Source organism: Pseudomonas sp. S34, assembly GCF_009866745.1.
GTDB classification, from domain to species: domain Bacteria; phylum Pseudomonadota; class Gammaproteobacteria; order Pseudomonadales; family Pseudomonadaceae; genus Aquipseudomonas; species Aquipseudomonas jessenii.
The window spans coordinates 5,102,487-5,122,103 of record NZ_CP019398.1 but is presented as its reverse complement, the minus strand read 5'-3'; the positions used below and the strand labels follow the sequence as shown (position 1 = coordinate 5,122,103).

The following is a 19,617-nucleotide window of genomic DNA, read 5'->3' as shown; positions in this document are numbered from 1 at the left end:
AAAGCAATCTGTCAGGCGATCTGATTCAAATCGTTATGCCGCGTTTCCTTCAGGCACAGCACCGCGATCAAACTCAGCACCGCCGCCGCGGACACATAACCGCCGACATAACTCAATCCGCCCATCGCCACCAGTTTCTGGGCGAAGAACGGCGCCGCGGAAGCGCCGACGATACCGCCCAGGTTGTAGGCCGCCGAGGCGCCGGTGTAGCGCACGTGGGTGGGGAACAGCTCCGGCAGCAACGCCCCCATAGGCGCAAATGTCACACCCATCAGAAACAGTTCGATGCACAGGAACAACGCCACGCCCCAGGTCGAGCCTTGGGTCAGCAGGGGCTCCATGAGGAAGCCGGACAGGATCGCCAGCACACCGCCGATGATCAGCACCGGTTTGCGCCCATAACGGTCGCTGGCCCAGGCCGACAGCGGGGTGGCGGCAGCCATGAACAGCACCGCGAAGCACAACAGGCCGAGGAAGGTTTCGCGGCTGTAGCCGAGCGTTGCCACGCCGTAACTCAGGGAAAACACGGTGGAGATGTAAAACAGCGCGTAGCACACGACCATTGCGCCGGCTCCCAGCAATACGGGCGCCCAGTATTGGCCGAACAGCTCGAACAGCGGGATCTTCACTCGTTCCTGGCGCGCCATGGCGTTGGCGAATACCGGGGTCTCATGCAGCTTGAGACGAACGTACAGGCCGACCATCACCAGTGCGGCGCTGAGCAGGAACGGAATACGCCAGCCCCATGAGCGGAACTGTTCGTCATCCAGCACCACGGCCAGGGTCAGGAACAGGCCGTTGGCCGCCAGAAAGCCGATGGATGGACCCAGCTGCGGGAACATGCCGAACCACGCGCGCTTGCCTTTCGGCGCGTTCTCCGTGGCCAGCAATGCCGCGCCACCCCATTCGCCGCCCAATCCAAGGCCTTGGCCGAAGCGCAGGACGCAAAGCAGGATCGGTGCCCAGGCGCCAATGCTGTCGTATCCCGGCAGCACGCCGATCAGCGTGGTACACACGCCCATCAGCAGCAGCGAGGCGACCAGGGTCGATTTGCGGCCGATACGGTCGCCGAAGTGACCGAAAAGGGCCGAACCCAAGGGGCGTGCAAGGAAGGCGATGCCGAACGTGAGAAAAGCCGAAAGCATCTGGGCGGTGCCGGATGTCTGCGGAAAGAACACCGGGCCGATCACCAGCGCGGCGGCGGTGGCATAGACGTAGAAGTCGTAGAACTCGATGGCGGTACCGATGAAGCTTGCGGTGGCCACGCGGGTGGCGGAGTTCGTCGGTTGCGCAGGTGTGGAGTCGCTGTAAGTCGTGCTGGTCGTCATGCGGTTATCCCTGACAGTCATGTGCTCCAGTGGAGCGAATTATTATGGTCGAGAACCCAGGGATGTGGGCGGAGGCACGGTCGCTGTTCAAGGTCGGAACAGTCGTCGGTTTGTTGCGGACTTTGCTGGTGGACAGGCCGGATGCTGCGACGTGCGGGGTAAGCACGGGGCCGGCGAGGCTTGGGTAAGCGTTTCGATTATAGGAAGGTGGCTAACGATCGAACAAGAGGGCTTGCGAGGACATTGTGGCGAGGGGGCTTGTCGGAACGCCGCACCGCCCCGTTCGGCTGCGAAGCAGTCGTAAAGTCGGCAGCCACGGTGTACCAGATGAAAAGTAGTTGCATGGTTTAGCACTGCTTCGCAGCGCAACGGGGGCAAGCCCCCTCGCCACAAGGATTTGTGTCGGGTTTTAGATAACCACAGGCATCGAGCTGGTCTGCCAGATCAGCACCCGCGTGACACGGTTGTCCTCGGTCTCGAGAATTTCCAGGCGATACCGGCCGATCTTCAGGCACACCGCGCTATCGGGAATAGTCTCCAGGGCCTCGGTCACCAGGCCGTTCAGGGTTTTCGGGCCATCGCTGGGCAGGTGCCAGCCGAGGCTCTTGTTCAGCTCGCGAATGGACGCGGCACCGTCGACCACCAAGCGTCCGTCGGCTTGCGGATGAATGTGCGGATTGTCCAGGCTCTGCTGGCTTTCGAACTCGCCGACGATTTCTTCGAGAATGTCTTCCAGGGTGACGATGCCCAGCACTTCGCCGTATTCGTCGACCACCATGCCCAGGCGTCGCTGCTGCTTGTGAAAGTTGAGCAGTTGCAGTTGCAACGGGGTACTTTCCGGCACGAAGTACGGCTCGTGGCTGGCCGCCAGCAACGCTTCCCTGGTCAGGCTCGCATCGGGCAGCAAATGAAGGATGTGTCGGGTGTTGAGGACGGCTTCGACCTGGTTGATATCGCTGTGGAACACCGGCAGGCGCGTGCGTTTGTTGTGGCGCAATTGTTCGATGATTTCTTCGATGGAGTCATCGAGATTGATGCCGTCCACGTCGCTGCGCGGTACCAGGATGTCATTGACGGTAATGTTGTCCAGCGCGTGGATGCCTGGCAGCGGGTGAGGGCGGCTTGCGGTTTCGGAGGGCGCATGCCGCTCCGTCAGCGCTTCGTCCTCGCTTTGTTGCACCACTTTGGCTTTACGGGCGAATGGGCGCGTCAGCAACTGACTGATGCTGTTGAGCAGCCATGCCGCGGGATAGATGATTTTCAGCGGTAACCGCAGCAGGTTGTTGCCCTGGGCCAGGATCGCATCCGGATAGCGGGTGGCGAGGGCGCGTGGCAAATAGTCGGAAAACACCAGCAACATGGCGCCCGCTCCGAGGCAGGCGACCCACGGGCCGTTCTCGGCCCAGGTGAACATGGCCAGCAAGGTGCTGATGACCACCACGAGTGCACGGCACAGAGTGTTGCAAAAAATCAGGCTGGCCAGTGGGAAGCTGAGTTTCGCTACCGGTTTGTCGCTGGAACGCGTTGCGGTGCGCTGGGCCAGCAAATGCTGGTGCGCCGCTTCGATGGCGGTAAACAGCCCTGACCATAAAACCAGCAGGGTCACTACCGCGAGCATCGGCCCTATGGGCAAGTCGTCCATTAATGCCGCCCGTCAGATATGCAGGATGTATTCACGAACCAGCTTGCTGCCGAAATACGCCAGCATCAACAGGCAAAAACCGGCCAGGGTCCAGCGAATGGCTTTGTGCCCGCGCCAGCCAAGGCGATTGCGTCCCCACAGCAGCACGCTGAAAACGACCCAGGCCAGGCAGGCCAGCAGTGTTTTGTGCACCAGATGCTGGGCGAACAGGTTCTCTACGAACAGCCAGCCGGAAATCAGCGATAGCGACAACAGCGTCCAGCCGGCCCAGAGGAAACCGAACAGCAGGCTTTCCATGGTTTGCAGTGGCGGGAAGTTCTTGATCAGCCCGGATGGGTGCTTGTGCTTGAGCTGATGGTCTTGAATCAGCAGCAACAAAGACTGGAACACCGCGATGGTGAACATGCCGTAGGCCAGGATCGAAAGCAGGATGTGGGCGAGGATGCCCGGCTCCTCAACGATGACCTGTACCGTGCCGGCGGGAGCAAAATGCGCCAGCAACACGGTCAAGGCCCCAAGCGGGAGCAGCAGGACCAGCAGGTTCTCCACCGGAATCCGCGAGCAGGCCAGCAGGGTCAGTGCGATGACCGCCACGGCTATCAGGCTGGCGGCACTGAAGAAGTCCAGGGCCAGACCGGTCGGGGTCAGCAGGTGGGTGAGCAGGCTGGCGCTGTGGGCCAATACGGCGAGCACGCCGAGCATGACCAGCAGGCGTTTGTTGACCTTGGCGCCGGACGCCAGGCGAGTGCCCTGGTAAATGGTCGCAGCGGCGTACAAGCAGGCGGCGGCGAGAGTAGTTAGCAAGCTGGGTGACAAGGGGAGCATAAATCCTGTTAGGCAAGCCCGAAAGTCGCTGAGTTTGGCATAGAACCCCCGCCACACGAAAGACCGCGCAACCCGACGGCGAGGTGTCCGCCGGCCGCAGTCTTCGCTATAATCCGCGACCTGCCCACGCCGCAGGCTCGCCGAGCACACGTTTAGTCCGGTCCGGGCCGCCATTATCCCGGTCTACACAGGGCCTGAAAGGATCGCGCAATGTTTGAAAACTTAACCGACCGTCTCTCGCAGACGCTGCGCCATGTCACCGGCAAGGCCAAGCTGACTGAAGACAACATCAAAGACACCCTGCGCGAAGTGCGCATGGCGTTGCTCGAAGCCGACGTCGCCCTGCCGGTGGTCAAGGACTTCGTCAATTCGGTCAAGGAGCGCGCCGTCGGCACCGAGGTGTCACGCAGCCTGACGCCGGGCCAGGCCTTCGTGAAGATCGTCCAGGCCGAACTCGAAAGCCTGATGGGCGCGGCCAACGAAGATTTGAACCTGAGCGCAGTGCCGCCAGCGGTCATCCTCATGGCAGGTTTGCAGGGCGCTGGTAAAACCACCACCGCCGGCAAGCTCGCGCGCTTCCTTAAAGAGCGCAAGAAGAAGTCGGTCATGGTCGTGTCCGCCGACGTTTATCGTCCAGCGGCGATCAAGCAGCTGGAAATGCTCGCCGGTGAAGTCGGCGTTACCTTCTTCCCGTCCGACCTGAGCCAGAAGCCGGTCGAGATCGCGCAAGCGGCTATTAAGGAAGCCAAACTCAAATTCATCGACGTGGTCATCGTCGATACCGCCGGTCGCCTGCACATCGATGAAGAGATGATGGGCGAGATCAAGGCCCTGCACGCCGCGATCAACCCGGTCGAAACCCTGTTCGTGGTCGACGCCATGACCGGCCAGGACGCCGCCAACACGGCCAAGGCCTTCGGCGATGCATTGCCGCTGACCGGTGTGATCCTGACCAAGGTCGACGGCGACGCCCGTGGCGGTGCCGCACTGTCGGTGCGCGCCATCACCGGCAAGCCGATCAAGTTCATCGGTATGGGCGAGAAGAGCGAAGCGCTCGATCCGTTCCATCCTGAGCGTATCGCCTCGCGCATCCTCGGCATGGGCGACGTGCTCAGCCTGATCGAGCAGGCGGAAGCGACCCTCGACAAGGACAAGGCCGACAAGCTGGCCAAGAAACTGAAGAAGGGCAAGGGCTTCGACCTCGAAGACTTCCGCGATCAGCTGCAACAGATGAAGAACATGGGCGGCCTCGGCGGGCTCATGGACAAGCTGCCGAACATGGGTGGCGTGAACCTGGCGCAAATGGGCAACGCCCAGGGTGCGGCAGAGAAGCAATTCAAGCAGATGGAAGCCATCATCAACTCCATGACCCCGGCCGAGCGCCGCGACCCTGAGATGATCAGTGGTTCGCGCAAGCGCCGGATCGCCATGGGTTCCGGCACCCAGGTGCAGGACATCGGCCGCTTGATCAAGCAGCACAAGCAGATGCAGAAGATGATGAAGAAGTTCTCTGCAAAAGGCGGAATGGCCAAGATGATGCGCGGCATGGGCGGAATGTTGCCCGGCGGCGGCATGCCAAAGATTTAGTGTCCAGTCACGCCAATACTGCTCAATTTTGGCGGCGCCTGTGGACCTCATGCTGCGTTGCCGCTCCTCGCCATAGCCAGCTATGACTCGTCGCGGCGCATTGCCTGAGGTCCACAGTCACTCGCCAAAATATGAGCATTATTGGCGAGACTGGACAGAAGAATCCGCGCCGGTCATCGCACCGGCGCAGACCCGCAAGGAAGCGGGATCTCCAGCAAACCCGCACTTGGCGGGAGCTGACCGGCCGTTTTCAACGACGGCTCTATAGCAAATCTGCATGGCGGCCGATAGACCGCCGGAAAAAGTCATTTGCAAAAGTCCGGATATTCCTTAGAATATGCGGCCTTTCGGGCACCCATGCCCGCTGTGCCTTTAGATTTGCAGCACCGACTACAGGAACGATGTTCACATGCTAACAATCCGTCTTGCCCTTGGCGGCTCCAAAAAGCGCCCGTTTTACCACTTGACCGTAACCGACAGCCGCAACCCGCGCGACGGTTCGCACAAGGAACAGGTTGGCTACTTCAACCCTGTTGCCCGTGGTCAGGAAGTTCGTCTGTCCGTGAACCAAGAGCGCGTAGCCTACTGGCTGAGCGTTGGTGCACAACCTTCTGAGCGCGTTGCTCAGTTGTTGAAGGAATCTGCTAAGGCTGCGGCCTGAGCAATATGAACGCGACGCCAGCCATTGCTGATGATTTGATCGTTATCGGCAAGATTTATTCTGTTCACGGCGTTCGCGGCGAAGTGAAGGTGTACTCCTTTACTGATCCGATTAAAAACCTGCTGGACTACAAAACCTGGACGCTCAAGCGTGACGGTAATGTAAAGCAGGTAGAGCTGGTCAGCGGACGCGGGAATGACAAGTTCCTGGTCGCAAAGCTCAAGGGTCTCGATGATCGCGAAGAAGCTCGTCTTCTGGCCGGTTATGAGATCTGCGTGCCGCGCAACCTGTTCCCTGAACTGACCGACGGCGAGTACTACTGGTACCAGCTGGAAGGTCTCAAGGTCATCGATACGCACGGACAACTGTTCGGAAAAATCGATCACCTGCTGGAGACCGGCTCGAACGATGTCATGGTGGTCAAGCCTTGCGCTGGCAGCCTGGATGATCGCGAACGCCTGTTGCCCTATACGGAGCAATGCGTGTTGGCCGTCGACCTGGCCGCGGGCGAGATGAAGGTGGATTGGGACGCGGATTTCTAAGCGTGGCTAACTTGCGCGTAGAAGTGATCAGTCTGTTTCCCGAGATGTTTTCCGCCATCAGCGAGTACGGCATCACCAGTCGGGCGGTGAAACAGGGGCTCTTGCAGCTCACCTGTTGGAATCCGCGAGACTACACGACGGATCGACATCACACTGTGGACGATCGCCCGTTTGGCGGTGGTCCGGGCATGGTGATGAAGATCAAGCCCCTGGAAGATGCTCTGGTTCAGGCCAAGGCAGCAGCCGGGGAGGCGGCGAAGGTGATTTACCTGTCCCCCCAAGGCCGTCAACTGACTCAGTCGGCGGTACGCGAGTTGGCGAATCTGGATGCATTGATCCTGATTGCCGGCCGCTATGAAGGCATTGACGAGCGTTTTATTGATGCTCATGTCGATGAAGAGTGGTCGATTGGCGACTATGTACTGTCTGGCGGCGAGCTGCCGGCGATGGTCCTGATCGATGCGGTTACACGACTGCTGCCTGGAGCTTTAGGGCATGCGGACTCCGCAGAGGAAGATTCCTTTACGGATGGTTTGCTGGATTGCCCGCACTACACCCGACCGGAGGTGTATGCGGATCAGCGTGTTCCCGACGTATTGCTAAGTGGCAATCACGCGCACATCCGGCGTTGGCGTTTACAGCAGTCCCTTGGTCGGACCTTTGAACGACGCGCCGATCTTCTGGAAAGCCGCTCGCTTTCTGGAGAAGAGAAGAAGCTGCTCGAGGAATACATCCGCGAGCGGGACGATAGTTAACAACGTATCGATGGTAGATCCGACGATTTACCTTAGGAGCACAGCATGACTAACAAAATCATCCTTGCACTCGAAGCAGAGCAGATGACCAAAGAGATCCCTACCTTTGCCCCGGGCGACACCATTGTCGTTCAGGTGAAAGTGAAGGAAGGCGACCGTTCGCGTCTGCAAGCGTTCGAAGGTGTTGTTATCGCCAAGCGTAACCGCGGCGTAAACAGTGCATTCACCGTTCGTAAAATCTCCAACGGTGTTGGCGTAGAGCGTACTTTCCAGACCTACTCCCCGCAAATCGACAGCATGGCTGTCAAGCGTCGCGGTGACGTACGTAAAGCCAAGCTGTACTACCTGCGCGACCTGTCGGGCAAAGCAGCTCGCATCAAGGAAAAACTGGCTTAAGTCCAGCTTCCGATGCAAAAAAGCAGCCTGCGGGCTGCTTTTTTGTTGCCTGCGGTTTAACGAATTCTCCGGATCGCGGCCTGACGCGAGACCGGGTTGCGGCCATCGCGAGCAAGCTCGCTCCCGCAGTAGATCTTCTGCGACCGCAATGCCTGTGAACGCCATAGATCCCCTGTGGGAGCGAGCTTGCTCGCGATGCGATTTACGTAGCGTCGCTGGTTTCAGGCTGAATCAACGCCAACAACGTCCACCCTGCTGAAGGCTGGACCGCACTGTCCGGCGTCACCACATGCACCCAGCCACTGTCATCACGAGCAAACAGCAGAGTCGCACGCTCGCCATGCAACGCCTGATAGTCCTCCCAGCCAAAGCCCTCGGTCAGGTTCGTGCTGTACAACTCAGCCCCCTGATGCAGCTGATTGGCCAGCTTGATGTAGGTTAACTCCTCATTGCCTAGCAAACGCCCGCGATGTTCATGGCTGGCGCGATGTTTGTCGGTGCGTCGGCTCTCCTGGCCGCTGGCCAGTCCGAACAGCCGTTGATGGCCGAAATCATGGCGAAAACGCATTGCGGCGAGGGTGTTCAACTCCCCGGACGGTGACAACGCCAGCAAATGCCCGAGGCCGACCAGATCCAGATGCGCATCGGCATGTTGCGAGGCCGGGTTGCCAAAATAGGTCGGCAAGCCTTCCATCCGGGCTGCGCGAATGTTTTCCCAGCTCGAATCCGTCAACAGTACGCGACTGCCCAGTTGCTGCAGGGCCTTGCCCAGCGTGCGCGCAGGTCCGTTGGCGCCGATGATCAGAAAGCCGCTCGGTGCCGGTTCCGCCACCTTCAGCAGGCGCGCCAGCGGTCGTGCCGTCGCGCTTTGCAACACCACCGTGCCGATGATCACCGCAAAGGTGAGCGGCACCAGCAGCAACGCTCCCTGGTGACCGGCCTCATGCAGGCGAATGGCGAAGATTGCCGACACCGCCGCTGCCACGATGCCCCGTGGGGCAATCCACGCCAGCAGCGCCCGTTCGCGCCAACCCAGGCTGGAGCCCGCCGTGCTCAGCAGCACATTCAAAGGGCGGGCGATGAACTGAATGACCAGCAGCAAAATCAGCACCAGAGGCCCGAGGCCGATCATGGCGTTCAGGTCCAGCCGTGCCGCCAGCAGAATGAACAGGCCGGAGATCAGCAACACGCTGAGGTTTTCCTTGAAATGCAGGATGTGCCGTACATCCACGCCTTTCATGTTGGCCAGCCACATGCCCATCAGTGTCACGGCCAGCAACCCGGATTCATGGGTGACCTCGTTGGAGGCAATGAAAATACCCAGGACTGCCGCGAGCGCCGCCAGGTTGTGCAGGTATTCCGGCAGCCACTGGCGGCGAATCAGGGTGCCGAGCAACCAGCCACCAAAAATACCGAACAGGCTCCCGCACAAAATCACGCCGCCGAAGGTCAGCAGGCTTTCCTTGAGGCCGTTACCTTCGGCACTGGCAATGATGAAGCTATAGACGACTACCGCCAGCAGGGCGCCGATGGGGTCGATGACAATGCCTTCCCAGCGCAGGATATTGGCAATCGACGCTTTCGGGCGCACGACGCGTAGCATCGGTACGATCACGGTCGGCCCTGTCACCAGGGTCAGGCTGCCGAACAGGATGGCCAGCAACCAGTCGAACCCCAGCAGCCAGTGAGTGGCGACAGCAATGACCACCCAGGTGGAGAGGGCACCAATCGTGACCAGGCGATGGACGACGCTGCCGATTTCGCGCCACTCGGACAGATGCAGGGTCAGGCTGCCTTCGAACAGGATCAGCGCCACCGCCAAGGACACCAGCGGCATCAGCAATGGCCCGAACATTTCTTGCGGGTCGAGCAAGTGCAGCACGGGGCCAGCCAGGATGCCGGTCAGCAGCAGAAAAAGAATCGCCGGCAATTTCAAGCGCCAGGCCAGCCATTGGCAAAGCAGCGCCGCCGCGCCTATCCCGCCAAATGCCAATAAAATCTGCTGCTCGCTCATTGCTGCTCCCTGTTCCTTGAAATGGCGGCCTATGAAAGACTAGCGGCCGTTTTCATGTCCAATCTTAATTTTGCGTGCAGCCTCAAGGCTGCATGATTCGAGTACCCATGCCTGCCATCGATCACCCGCTGATAGACCAATTCCTCGATGCCCTGTGGTTGGAGAAAGGTCTTTCCGACAACACCCGCGATGCCTATCGCAGTGACCTGGCGCTGTTCAACGGCTGGTTGCAGGAAAAAGGGCTGGAGCTGATCAACGCTGGCCGCGAACTGATCCTTGATCACCTGGCTTGGCGTCTGGAACAAAACTACAAGCCTCGTTCCACTGCGCGATTTCTCTCCGGTGTGCGTGGGTTCTATCGCTACTTGCTGCGGGAAAAACTCATCGCCGTCGATCCGACCCTTCGCATCGACATGCCGCAGCTGGGTAGGCCGCTGCCGAAATCCTTGTCGGAAGCCGACGTGGAGGCGCTGTTGAAAGCGCCGGACCTGAGTGAAGCCATTGGCCAGCGTGACCGGGCCATGCTTGAAGTCCTGTACGCCTGCGGCCTGCGAGTGACGGAGCTGATCAGCCTGACGCTGGAGCAGGTCAATCTACGTCAGGGCGTGCTGCGCGTGATGGGCAAGGGTAGCAAGGAGCGTCTGGTGCCGATGGGTGAAGAGGCAATTGTCTGGGTCGAGCGCTACATGCGCGATGGCCGTGGCGAACTGCTCGGCGGGCGTCCCAGCGATGTGTTGTTCCCGAGTCAGCGTGGCGAGCAGATGACGCGTCAAACCTTCTGGCACCGGATCAAGCACCAGGCCAAGGTGGCCGGGATCGGCAAGTCGCTGTCGCCGCACACCTTGCGCCATGCCTTCGCCACGCATCTGCTCAATCACGGTGCAGACCTGCGGGTGGTGCAGATGCTGCTGGGGCACAGCGATTTGTCTACGACGCAGATCTACACCCATGTTGCCCGGGCGCGCTTGCAGGATTTGCACGCCAGGCATCATCCACGCGGGTGAACTTCCCGAGATCCGCTTTTCTGTGGGAGCGGGCTTGCCCGCGAAGAGGCCGGCACATACAACATTGATGTCGCCTGATACGACGCTTTCGCGAGCAAGCCCGCTCCCACAGGAGATTGTGTCGCCACAAATGTCTTGCATCAGGTGCATTCGGCCATGTGGGCCTTATGTGATAGGCTGGGCCGGTTTGCACGATGGGCGTTTATGACTCGGTGTTTCGGCACGGGCGTTCTGATCGTCCCATTTGTCCGTCTTCAGGAGTTCTCATGCGTCTGACCCAGATTTTCGCCGCCGCAGCCATTGCGTTGGTCAGCACCTTTGCCGTCGCCGATGACGCGGCCGACAAAGCCATTCGTAAAAGCCTGGAAAACCTCCAGCTCGAAGTGCCGGTAGAGACCATCACCGCCAGCCCGTTGCCAGGCCTGTACGAAGTCAAGCTCAAGGGCAGCCGTGTGCTGTATGCCAGCGCCGACGGCCAGTACGTGGTTCAGGGCTACCTGTTCGATCTCAAGGACGGCAAGCCGGTCAACCTGACCGAGAAGACCGAGCGCCAGGGCATCTCCAAACTGATCAACGCCATTCCGGTTGCCGAAACCGTTGTCTACCCGGCCATTGGCGAAACCAAGTCGCACATCACCGTATTCACCGACACCACCTGCCCGTACTGCCACAAGCTGCACGCCGAAGTGCCTGAGCTGAACAAGCGCGGCATCGAAGTGCGTTACGTTGCGTTCCCGCGTCAGGGCCTGGGCTCGCCGGGTGACGAGCAACTGCAAGCGGTGTGGTGCTCGAAAGACAAGAAAGCGGCCATGGACAAAATGGTCGACGGCAAGGAAATCAAGGCCGCCAAGTGCGATAACCCGGTCTCCAAACAGTTCGCCCTCGGCCAGTCGATCGGCGTGAATGGCACACCGGCCATCGTTTTGGCCGACGGTCAGGTCATTCCGGGCTACCAGCCTGCGCCACAAGTCGCCAAACTGGCGCTGGGCGCGAAGTAAATTCGCATCGTCACGGCAAGCCTTGACGATCATGGTCCGGTAGCGACATTCGCCGGGCCATCAATAGAGAGCCGCGAGTCTGCGGTTGTTTTCACGGCCGGCCTCGAGTCGGCCGTTTTATGGGGAGTTCACAGTGAAACCGGTCAAAGTAGGCATCTGTGGGTTAGGAACCGTCGGTGGCGGTACCTTCAACGTACTTCAGCGCAACGCCGAGGAAATTGCTCGTCGTGCCGGGCGTGGAATCGAAGTGGCACAAATTGCCATGCGCACGCCAAAGCCTCAGTTCCAAACGACCGGTATTGCGATTACCAACGATGTCTTCGAAGTGGCCACGAACCCTGAGATCGACATCGTCATAGAGCTGATGGGCGGCTACACCGTTGCCCGCGAGCTGGTACTCAAGGCCATCGAGAATGGCAAGCATGTGGTCACCGCGAACAAGGCGCTTATCGCCGTTCACGGTAATGAAATTTTCGCCAAGGCCCGCGAGAAGGGCGTGATCGTTGCGTTCGAAGCGGCGGTGGCCGGTGGCATCCCGGTGATCAAGGCGATCCGCGAAGGCCTGTCCGCCAACCGCATCAACTGGGTAGCCGGCATCATCAACGGCACCGGCAACTTCATCCTGACGGAAATGCGCGAGAAGGGTCGCACCTTCGAAGACGTATTGGCCGAAGCCCAGGCCCTGGGTTACGCCGAAGCCGATCCGACCTTCGACGTCGAGGGTATCGACGCCGCTCACAAGCTGACGATCCTGGCATCCATCGCGTTCGGTATTCCGTTGCAGTTCGACAAGGCTTACACCGAAGGCATCACCAAGCTGACCACCGCCGACGTGAACTACGCCGAAGCGCTGGGCTACCGCATCAAGCACCTGGGCGTGGCGCGCAGCACCGCGGCCGGTATCGAATTGCGCGTGCACCCGACGCTGATCCCGGCCGATCGCCTGATCGCCAACGTCAACGGCGTGATGAACGCGGTGATGGTCAACGGCGATGCTGCCGGTTCGACCCTGTTCTACGGCGCTGGCGCCGGCATGGAGCCGACCGCTTCGTCGGTGATCGCCGACCTGGTGGACGTGGTCCGCGCCATGACTTCCGACCCGGAAAACCGAGTACCGCACCTGGCGTTCCAGCCGGATTCGCTGTCGGCTCACCCGATCCTGCCGATCGAAGCCTGCGAAAGCGCCTACTACCTGCGCATCCAGGCCAAGGACCATCCGGGCGTATTGGCTCAGGTCGCGAGCATCCTTTCGGAGCGCGGCATCAACATCGAGTCGATCATGCAGAAGGAAGCCGAGGAGCACGACGGCCTGGTGCCGATGATCCTGCTGACCCACCGTGTGGTGGAACAGCGCATCAACGACGCCATCGCTGCTTTGGAAGCCTTGGCGGGTGTGGTCGGTCCAGTTGTACGGATCCGTGTCGAGCACCTGAACTAAGCCGATATCGTTGACCGGGCTCGCTTGCGGGCCCGGCACTACGAACACTGTCCATTGGAGTCAGTCATGCGTTACATCAGTACCCGCGGCCAGGCACCGGCCCTGAATTTCGAAGACGTCCTGCTGGCTGGTCTTGCCACCGACGGCGGTCTGTACGTCCCGGAAAACCTGCCACGTTTCACCCAGGAAGAAATCGCTTCCTGGGCCGGCCTGCCGTATCACGAACTGGCCTTCCGCGTCATGCGCCCGTTCGTCACCGGCAGCATTCCGGACGCCGATTTCAAAAAGATTCTTGAAGAAACCTACGGCGTGTTCGCCCACAGTGCCGTTGCGCCGCTGCGTCAGCTGAACGGCAACGAATGGGTGCTGGAGCTGTTCCACGGCCCGACCCTGGCGTTCAAGGATTTCGCCCTGCAACTGCTCGGTCGTCTGCTCGACTACGTGCTGGAAAAGCGCGGCGAGCGCGTGGTGATCGTCGGCGCCACCTCCGGTGATACCGGCTCGGCCGCCATCGAAGGCTGCAAGCACTGCGAAAACGTCGACATCTTCATCCTGCACCCGCACAACCGTGTGTCCGAGGTGCAGCGTCGGCAGATGACCACGATTTTCGGCGAGAACATCCACAACATCGCCATCGAAGGCAACTTCGATGACTGCCAGGAAATGGTCAAGGCGAGCTTCGCCGACCAGGGCTTCCTCAAAGGCACTCGCCTGGTCGCGGTGAACTCGATCAACTGGGCGCGGATCATGGCCCAGATCGTTTACTACTTCCACGCATCCCTGCAGCTGGGCGGCCCGGCGCGTTCGGTGTCGTTCTCGGTGCCGACCGGCAACTTCGGCGACATCTTCGCCGGTTATCTGGCGCGCAACATGGGCCTGCCGATCAATCAGTTGATCGTCGCCACCAACCGCAACGACATCCTGCACCGCTTCATGAGCGGCAATCAGTACGTCAAGGACACCCTGCACGCCACGCTGTCGCCGTCGATGGACATCATGGTCTCGTCGAACTTCGAACGCCTGCTGTTCGACCTGCACGGTCGCAACGGTGCGGCCATCGCCGGGCTGATGGATTCGTTCAAGCAGGGTGGCGGTTTCAGCGTCGAGCAAGAGCGCTGGACCGAAGCCCGCAAGTTGTTCGACTCGCTGGCCGTGGATGACGCGCAAACCTGCGAAACCATTGCCGAAGTCTACGAGCAGACTGGCGAAGTGCTGGATCCACACACAGCCATCGGCGTGAAAGCTGCCCGGGAATGCCGTCGCAGTCTGGATATTCCAATGGTGATCCTGGGCACCGCCCACCCGGTCAAATTCCCGGACGCCGTGGAAAAAGCCGGTGTAGGAAAAGCGCTCGAACTGCCGGTACATCTTTCTGATTTGTTTGAGCGAGACGAACGTTGCACCGTATTGCCAAATGACCTGAAGGCCGTGCAGGCCTTTGTCAGCCAGCATGGCAACCGCGGCAAGCCGCTGTAACCGGTCAGCGCTGTTACATTTTGAAGCCCGTCTCCTGACGGGCTTTTTCATTTATGCATGCACACTTGTCGTGTTATCGCCGCGAAGGGACAGGCGAATGGATCACCAAGGACGTGGGAATGCTGTTTACAAGTGTGTTCAAGCCAGTCGCGCGCTGGCTGTTTTTATTCGGCATGCTGGGAATCGCCGAATGGGGAGGGGCAAGCCCTGCATCGATTCAGGAGCGTGGGAAGTCTGCCGCACGGTCAATGGTCGTGCTGGATGACCAGGAGTTGCAGTGGATGGCCAAGCATCCTCGGGTTGTGGTCTCGGCGCTGGAATACCCGTTGTACCTGTTCAAGGATGAACATGGCCAATGGACGGGCTTGAACAGTGACCTGCTCAAACGCATCAGTGACATGACGGGGTTGCAGTTCGTTTACCAAGAGTCTTTTTCCACCGATCAGATGCTGGCCCATCTGGAAAGCGGCGCTGCGGATTTGAGTACGACCCTGGCGATGAATGACGAACGCAAGGCGTTTCTCGATTTCAGTCATGCGTTCGGCGGTGCAGGATGGGTCTTTCTCGGGCAGGCCGGAGCACCACCGGTGCAGTCGCTGGAGGATCTGGCGAAGCGGGTACTGGTGCTGCCGACCCGGCATGCACTGGAGGCGATGATCCGTCGTAATTATCCGTCCATCGAGTTGCGTTCGGTTAAAACCTACGCCGAAGCCCGTGCCTGGGTGGAAAGCGGCGAAGCCTACGCCACCATCGAAAGCGAAATCGGCGCCCAGCTCATTCCGTCGGGCCGGCTTAAGATCGACGCCGTGGTGCCGGGAAAATGGGATGCGGATTATCTGGCGGTGCGTGAAGGCCAGCCGCAGTTGCTGAGTATCCTCAACAAGGCGCTTGAGGCGTTTCCTGAACAGGAGTTGCGCGGCCTTCGCCTGAAGTGGTTCGGCGGCGCTACCGCGCCACAGGCGTCTGGCCTCTGGCAGCGGATTGACCAGTGGGTTTGCTGGGGCGTGTTGGTGGTCAGCCTGTTCGGCCTGTTGTCCCTGCTCTGGAATCGGCGGTTGGCGGTGGTGGTCAGGCAACGGATCGAGGCCCAAAGCACTCTGCGCGATCAGCTCGCCTTCCAGCATGCCCTGATGGATGCCATGCCTGACCCGATGTTTGTCCGTGATCTGCAAGGGCGCTTGATCATGTGCAACAAAAGTTATGAGGACGCCTTGTCGACGCGTTTTGACCGGATGCAGGGGCGGCAGTTGATCGAGGTCGATGCCATGCCCAGACAAACCGCGGAATTGCTGCATGCCGAGTTCATGGCGCAATTGAGTACGCGCAGGACGCGCTTTTTCGAGCGTCAATTGATGTTCAAGGACGGTGTCAGGGATATCTACCAGTGGACAGTGCCGTTTTACACGGCGGATGGCCAGCTACGGGGATTGTTGGGGGGGTGGGCCGACATCGCCCGGCGCACCCGACAGACGTGATGGTTGGGTTTTTTCCCTGTCATGTTCGCCGTGCATGCTCTCTTGACTGGGCTGCAGGTTCGACTGCGGTCAGTACCCAGAACCTTCTTCTCGGGCCAGCGGTCATTTGTAGTAGGCATGCCCCAGGCACGTTGTTTTCGGACTATTGAGTGGTGATCGGGATGGAAAGTATCAGTCTGTTGCTCGGTGAGGCGCTAAGCCCGTATCAGGTTACGTTGACCCCGTCAGGCATTCGTGGCGAATGCCGGGTGACCCTGACGAATGCTATCGGCGCGACCGTGGTCGAGCGCGAGTTCAATCAGGCCCAGTTGAATGACAAGCGCTTGCTGACGGATGTGGTCGACGGTTTGCATCGCGACGTGCTGATCGCTGAAGGACGCCTTGAGCCTTGTGTGATCGCGGCATTACGTAATGCGGCGCAGGACAAGCTGCTGGCCAGCCGCAATTGAACGGTTTTTTGTAGGAACCTTCCCATACCCTGGTCAGTCAGACTTTGTAACAGCAGGATCAAGCATTGTGCTCCGGTGCTTGTAGCTTGCTGCTACTGGTCTCCAAGCAGGCCACGTTTGACCCCGAGTCGTCTCCCCACTTCTCGGGGTTTCTTTTGCCCGGGATTTGTCAGGGGGGCGCCAGATTGTCGAAAAACGCCTTGGTGTCTTTCAGGTAATCGCTGCGGCTTTGGGGATCCAGCCAGGCGGCGTAGGCCTCATCTAGGCGTTCACGGGGAAGGGTGCGCAACACCTGGTTGATCTCGACAATGGCCTGTCGGCCTTTTGGCGTGTCGGTGCAACCGATGTAACCGGACAGGTATTTGCCCGTGCCACGGATCGGATAGAACTGCAATTCATCCTCGGCAATGCCTTGCAGCGAGGCCTGGTAGCGTATTTCCGGGCGATAACCCAACAGCAGGTGCAAGCGTCCCAGGCGCTGCATCTGCAGCAGGCTGCCCAAGGCGTCGTTACCGTAATGAGGGGCCAGCGCGTCGGCTGGCGCTTGCTTGAGCAGTCCGTCGAGGTATTCGCCGTAATTGCGCTCGGCAATAATTCCCAGTTTTTCGCTACCGCTGGCGAGCAGCGCTGCCAGGTCCACTTCGTCGTCCTTGATAAAGGGTGTCAGCACTTTCTGGTCGACGCGCCGTACGGCCAGGCCATTGCTCATGGCGCGGAAGACCGGAATGGAAAAGGCGATCCACTTTTCCCGTTCCTTGCTCCAGTTCAGCGCCGCGTCGCAGACGAGGGCGGGTTCGTGGAGCATTTGCAGTCCACGCGCGCGATTGACCCTCATCACGCTGTGCTGGTATTGCGGCATGCCGGCAATCAACAGTGGAAGCAATTGATCGATAACGCCCAGACCCTTTTTCGGCCCGTCGAAAATCGTCAGCGGCGGCAGGTCGCGCTTGAGCCAGATCAGGGGTTCCCCGGTTTGCGCCAGGGCTGACGGGATCGGTCCAGGGAGCAGGAACAAGATCGCCAGCATGCACAGCAGCCGCCCGCCGCGTGGCGGGCAGTGTCGAATGGGCCATGCGGGCAGGTGCCTCAGCCTAGATGGCTCCGTCTTTGCGCAACTGTGCAATTTGCGTCGCGTCATAGCCAAGTTCCTGGAGTACCTGTGCGTTGTGCTCACCCAGTTGTGGCCCGACCCATTCACATTCCCCGGGTGTCTCTGAGAGTTTCGGCACAATGCCCGGCATCTTGAAGTCTTTGCCGTCCGGCAGCTTGGCTTGCAGGAACATTTCCCGCGCCAGGTACTGGGGGTCATTGAACATGTCTTCGGCGCTGAAGATCCGGCTGGCCGGCACCTCGGCCTGATTGAGCTGCGCCAGCACCCTGTCCAGCGGCAACGAGTTGACCCAGCGATCGATGACGCCATAAATCTCGTCGCGTCGGGCATCGCGGCCATCGTTGCTGGCAAGCTGGGGGTCGTTGGCCAAGTCTTCCCGGCCAATGATCAGCATGAAGCGTTTGAAAATCGCGTCGCCATTGGCGCCGATCTGCACGTGCTTGCCATCGGCACTGGTGTGGATCGAGGACGGGGTGATGCCAGGCATGATATTGCCCGTGCGTTCGCGGATGAAACCGAACACGTCGAACTCCGGAACCATGCTTTCCATCATCGCGAAGATGGCTTCGTACAGCGCCACGTCCACCACTTGCCCCAGACCGCCGTTGACTTCGCGATGACGCAGGGCCATCAACGCGCCAATCACGCCCCAGAGCGCGGCAATCGAGTCGCCGATGGAAATGCCGGTGCGCACCGGTGGGCGGTCTTCGAAGCCGGTGATGTAGCGCAGGCCCCCCATCGACTCACCGACCGCGCCAAAGCCGGGCTGATCCTTCATCGGGCCGGTCTGGCCGAAACCCGACAGCCGCACCATGACCAGTTTCGGGTTCAAGGCGTGCAGGACGTCCCAGCCCAGGCCGAGTTTTTCCAGGACGCCGGGACGAAAGTTTTCGATCAGTATGTCTGCCTCACCCAGCAGCTGTTTCAGGATGGCCTGACCGTCGGGGTGCTTGAGGTTGAGGGTCAGGGACTTTTTGTTGCGGGCCTGGACGAACCACCACAACGAAGTGCCTTCATACAATTTGCGCCATTTGCGCAATGGATCACCGCCGTCCGGGGATTCGATCTTGATTACGTCGGCTCCGAATTCCGCGCAAATACGCGAGGCAAACGGGCCGGCAATCAAGGTGCCCAATTCGATGACTTTCAGACCGGAAAGCGGTTTGGCGGTGAACGGCATGCTGGATCCTGTGGGGCAAAGGTTGAGCGGATAGAGCGTTTTAACATAGCCGACTGTCAGACGCTCCAGCTTGATTGTGTTCAATTCGTGGATTGCCCGTCGCATCGGTTAGACTTGCCGACTTTCCTCGTATCAAGAAGCCCGTACATGGCCCAGCCGTCCACGACCTACAAGTTTGAACTGAACCTCACCGACCTCGACCGCAGCGTCTATGAGAGCGTGAAGCAGACCATCGCCCGTCACCCTTCGGAAACCGAAGAGCGCATGACCGTGCGCCTGCTGGCCTACGCCCTCTGGTACAACGAGCAGCTGTCTTTTGGCCGTGGTCTGTCAGAAGTGGATGAGCCGGCCTTGTGGGAAAAAAGCCTGGATGACCGCGTCCTGCACTGGATCGAAGTCGGCCAGCCGGATGCCGAGCGCCTGACCTGGTGCTCGCGCCGCACTGAACGTACCAGCCTGTTGGCCTACGGCAGCCTGCGCGTGTGGGAGGGCAAAGTGGTGCCGGCGGTGAAAAACCTGAAGAACGTCAACATCGCTGCCGTGCCTCAGGAAGTCCTGGAAACCCTGGCCAAAGACATGCCCCGCGTCATCAAGTGGGACGTGATGATCAGCGAAGGGACGATCTTCGTCACCGACGACCGTGGTCAGCACGAAGTCCAGTTGCAGTGGCTGGCCGGTGAGCGCGGCTGATTTTTCGCAACTGCCCCGCGTCACCCGGTTTTATCCTACGTATTGA

At 60.0% G+C, this 19,617-nt stretch carries 18 protein-coding genes; 12 read left to right on the top strand and 6 right to left on the bottom strand.

Annotated features, from left to right (window positions below):
* Positions 1-11: 11 nt before the first annotated feature.
* The 3 genes from PspS34_RS22830 to ccsA form a co-directional block, all read right to left on the bottom strand.
* Positions 12-1,328, bottom strand: coding sequence for an MFS transporter (locus PspS34_RS22830; RefSeq protein WP_090457564.1), 1,317 nt, complete (start codon positions 1,326-1,328; stop codon positions 12-14).
* Positions 1,329-1,737: 409 nt separating this feature from the next.
* Complete coding sequence (locus tag PspS34_RS22825; protein WP_150814686.1) at positions 1,738-2,970, bottom strand: transporter associated domain-containing protein; 1,233 nt, start codon at positions 2,968-2,970, stop codon at positions 1,738-1,740.
* A 12-nt stretch (positions 2,971-2,982) separates the two neighbouring features.
* Positions 2,983-3,795, bottom strand: a complete 813-nt coding sequence (gene ccsA / locus PspS34_RS22820; RefSeq protein WP_154860474.1) for a cytochrome c biogenesis protein CcsA — start codon at positions 3,793-3,795, stop codon at positions 2,983-2,985.
* A gap of 210 nt (positions 3,796-4,005) precedes the next feature.
* Here ccsA and ffh point away from each other — a divergent pair, with 210 nt between their 5' ends.
* From ffh to rplS, 5 genes are all read left to right on the top strand, one after another.
* Positions 4,006-5,382, top strand: coding sequence for a signal recognition particle protein (gene ffh / locus PspS34_RS22815; RefSeq protein WP_046041990.1), 1,377 nt, complete (start codon positions 4,006-4,008; stop codon positions 5,380-5,382).
* A 409-nt stretch (positions 5,383-5,791) separates the two neighbouring features.
* Entirely contained in the window at positions 5,792-6,043 is a 252-nt protein-coding gene (gene rpsP / locus PspS34_RS22810; RefSeq protein ID WP_007972721.1) for a 30S ribosomal protein S16, read from the top strand.
* Between the two features lie 5 nt (positions 6,044-6,048).
* Positions 6,049-6,585 carry a ribosome maturation factor RimM gene (rimM, locus tag PspS34_RS22805; protein WP_057713414.1) on the top strand — a complete coding sequence of 179 codons (537 nt, stop codon included), beginning with the start codon at positions 6,049-6,051 and terminating at the stop codon, positions 6,583-6,585.
* Between the two features lie 2 nt (positions 6,586-6,587).
* Positions 6,588-7,340 carry a tRNA (guanosine(37)-N1)-methyltransferase TrmD gene (trmD, locus tag PspS34_RS22800; protein ID WP_007897583.1) on the top strand — a complete coding sequence of 251 codons (753 nt, stop codon included), beginning with the start codon at positions 6,588-6,590 and terminating at the stop codon, positions 7,338-7,340.
* A gap of 45 nt (positions 7,341-7,385) precedes the next feature.
* On the top strand, positions 7,386-7,736 hold the full coding sequence (rplS, locus tag PspS34_RS22795) for a 50S ribosomal protein L19 (protein WP_003175895.1): 351 nt from the start codon (positions 7,386-7,388) through the stop codon (positions 7,734-7,736).
* 202 nt (positions 7,737-7,938) lie between these two features.
* On the opposite strand, the gene PspS34_RS22790 is transcribed toward rplS, so the two are convergent.
* Complete coding sequence (locus PspS34_RS22790; protein WP_159390336.1) at positions 7,939-9,750, bottom strand: sodium:proton antiporter; 1,812 nt, start codon at positions 9,748-9,750, stop codon at positions 7,939-7,941.
* Between the two features lie 107 nt (positions 9,751-9,857).
* On the opposite strand from PspS34_RS22790, the gene xerD reads away from it, so the two are divergent.
* From xerD to PspS34_RS22760, 6 genes are all read left to right on the top strand, one after another.
* Positions 9,858-10,754 (top strand): site-specific tyrosine recombinase XerD, encoded by an 897-nt coding sequence (gene xerD, locus PspS34_RS22785; protein WP_154860472.1) that lies wholly within the window; start codon positions 9,858-9,860, stop codon positions 10,752-10,754.
* Positions 10,755-11,020: 266 nt separating this feature from the next.
* Positions 11,021-11,752: a bifunctional protein-disulfide isomerase/oxidoreductase DsbC gene (gene dsbC / locus PspS34_RS22780; RefSeq protein ID WP_057713416.1), complete on the top strand. Its 732-nt coding sequence runs from the start codon at positions 11,021-11,023 to the stop codon at positions 11,750-11,752.
* A 133-nt stretch (positions 11,753-11,885) separates the two neighbouring features.
* Entirely contained in the window at positions 11,886-13,190 is a 1,305-nt protein-coding gene (locus PspS34_RS22775; protein WP_057713417.1) for a homoserine dehydrogenase, read from the top strand.
* Positions 13,191-13,256: 66 nt separating this feature from the next.
* Entirely contained in the window at positions 13,257-14,666 is a 1,410-nt protein-coding gene (gene thrC / locus PspS34_RS22770; RefSeq protein WP_150814684.1) for a threonine synthase, read from the top strand.
* 119 nt (positions 14,667-14,785) lie between these two features.
* Positions 14,786-16,141 carry a transporter substrate-binding domain-containing protein gene (locus PspS34_RS22765; protein ID WP_154860471.1) on the top strand — a complete coding sequence of 452 codons (1,356 nt, stop codon included), beginning with the start codon at positions 14,786-14,788 and terminating at the stop codon, positions 16,139-16,141.
* 161 nt (positions 16,142-16,302) lie between these two features.
* Positions 16,303-16,590: a DUF3509 domain-containing protein gene (locus tag PspS34_RS22760; protein WP_150814682.1), complete on the top strand. Its 288-nt coding sequence runs from the start codon at positions 16,303-16,305 to the stop codon at positions 16,588-16,590.
* A gap of 169 nt (positions 16,591-16,759) precedes the next feature.
* Here the strand turns inward: PspS34_RS22760 and PspS34_RS22755 are convergent, their stop codons facing one another.
* Complete coding sequence (locus tag PspS34_RS22755) at positions 16,760-17,728, bottom strand: TIGR02285 family protein (RefSeq protein ID WP_154860470.1); 969 nt, start codon at positions 17,726-17,728, stop codon at positions 16,760-16,762.
* Positions 17,682-18,881: a CaiB/BaiF CoA-transferase family protein gene (locus PspS34_RS22750; RefSeq protein WP_057713422.1), complete on the bottom strand. Its 1,200-nt coding sequence runs from the start codon at positions 18,879-18,881 to the stop codon at positions 17,682-17,684. Before PspS34_RS22750 ends, PspS34_RS22755 begins: the two co-directional genes overlap by 47 nt.
* Positions 18,882-19,028: 147 nt before the next feature.
* Between PspS34_RS22750 and PspS34_RS22745 the strand changes: the two genes are divergently transcribed.
* Positions 19,029-19,571, top strand: a complete 543-nt coding sequence (locus PspS34_RS22745; RefSeq protein WP_007971297.1) for a YaeQ family protein — start codon at positions 19,029-19,031, stop codon at positions 19,569-19,571.
* The last annotated feature ends 46 nt before the right edge of the window (positions 19,572-19,617 follow it).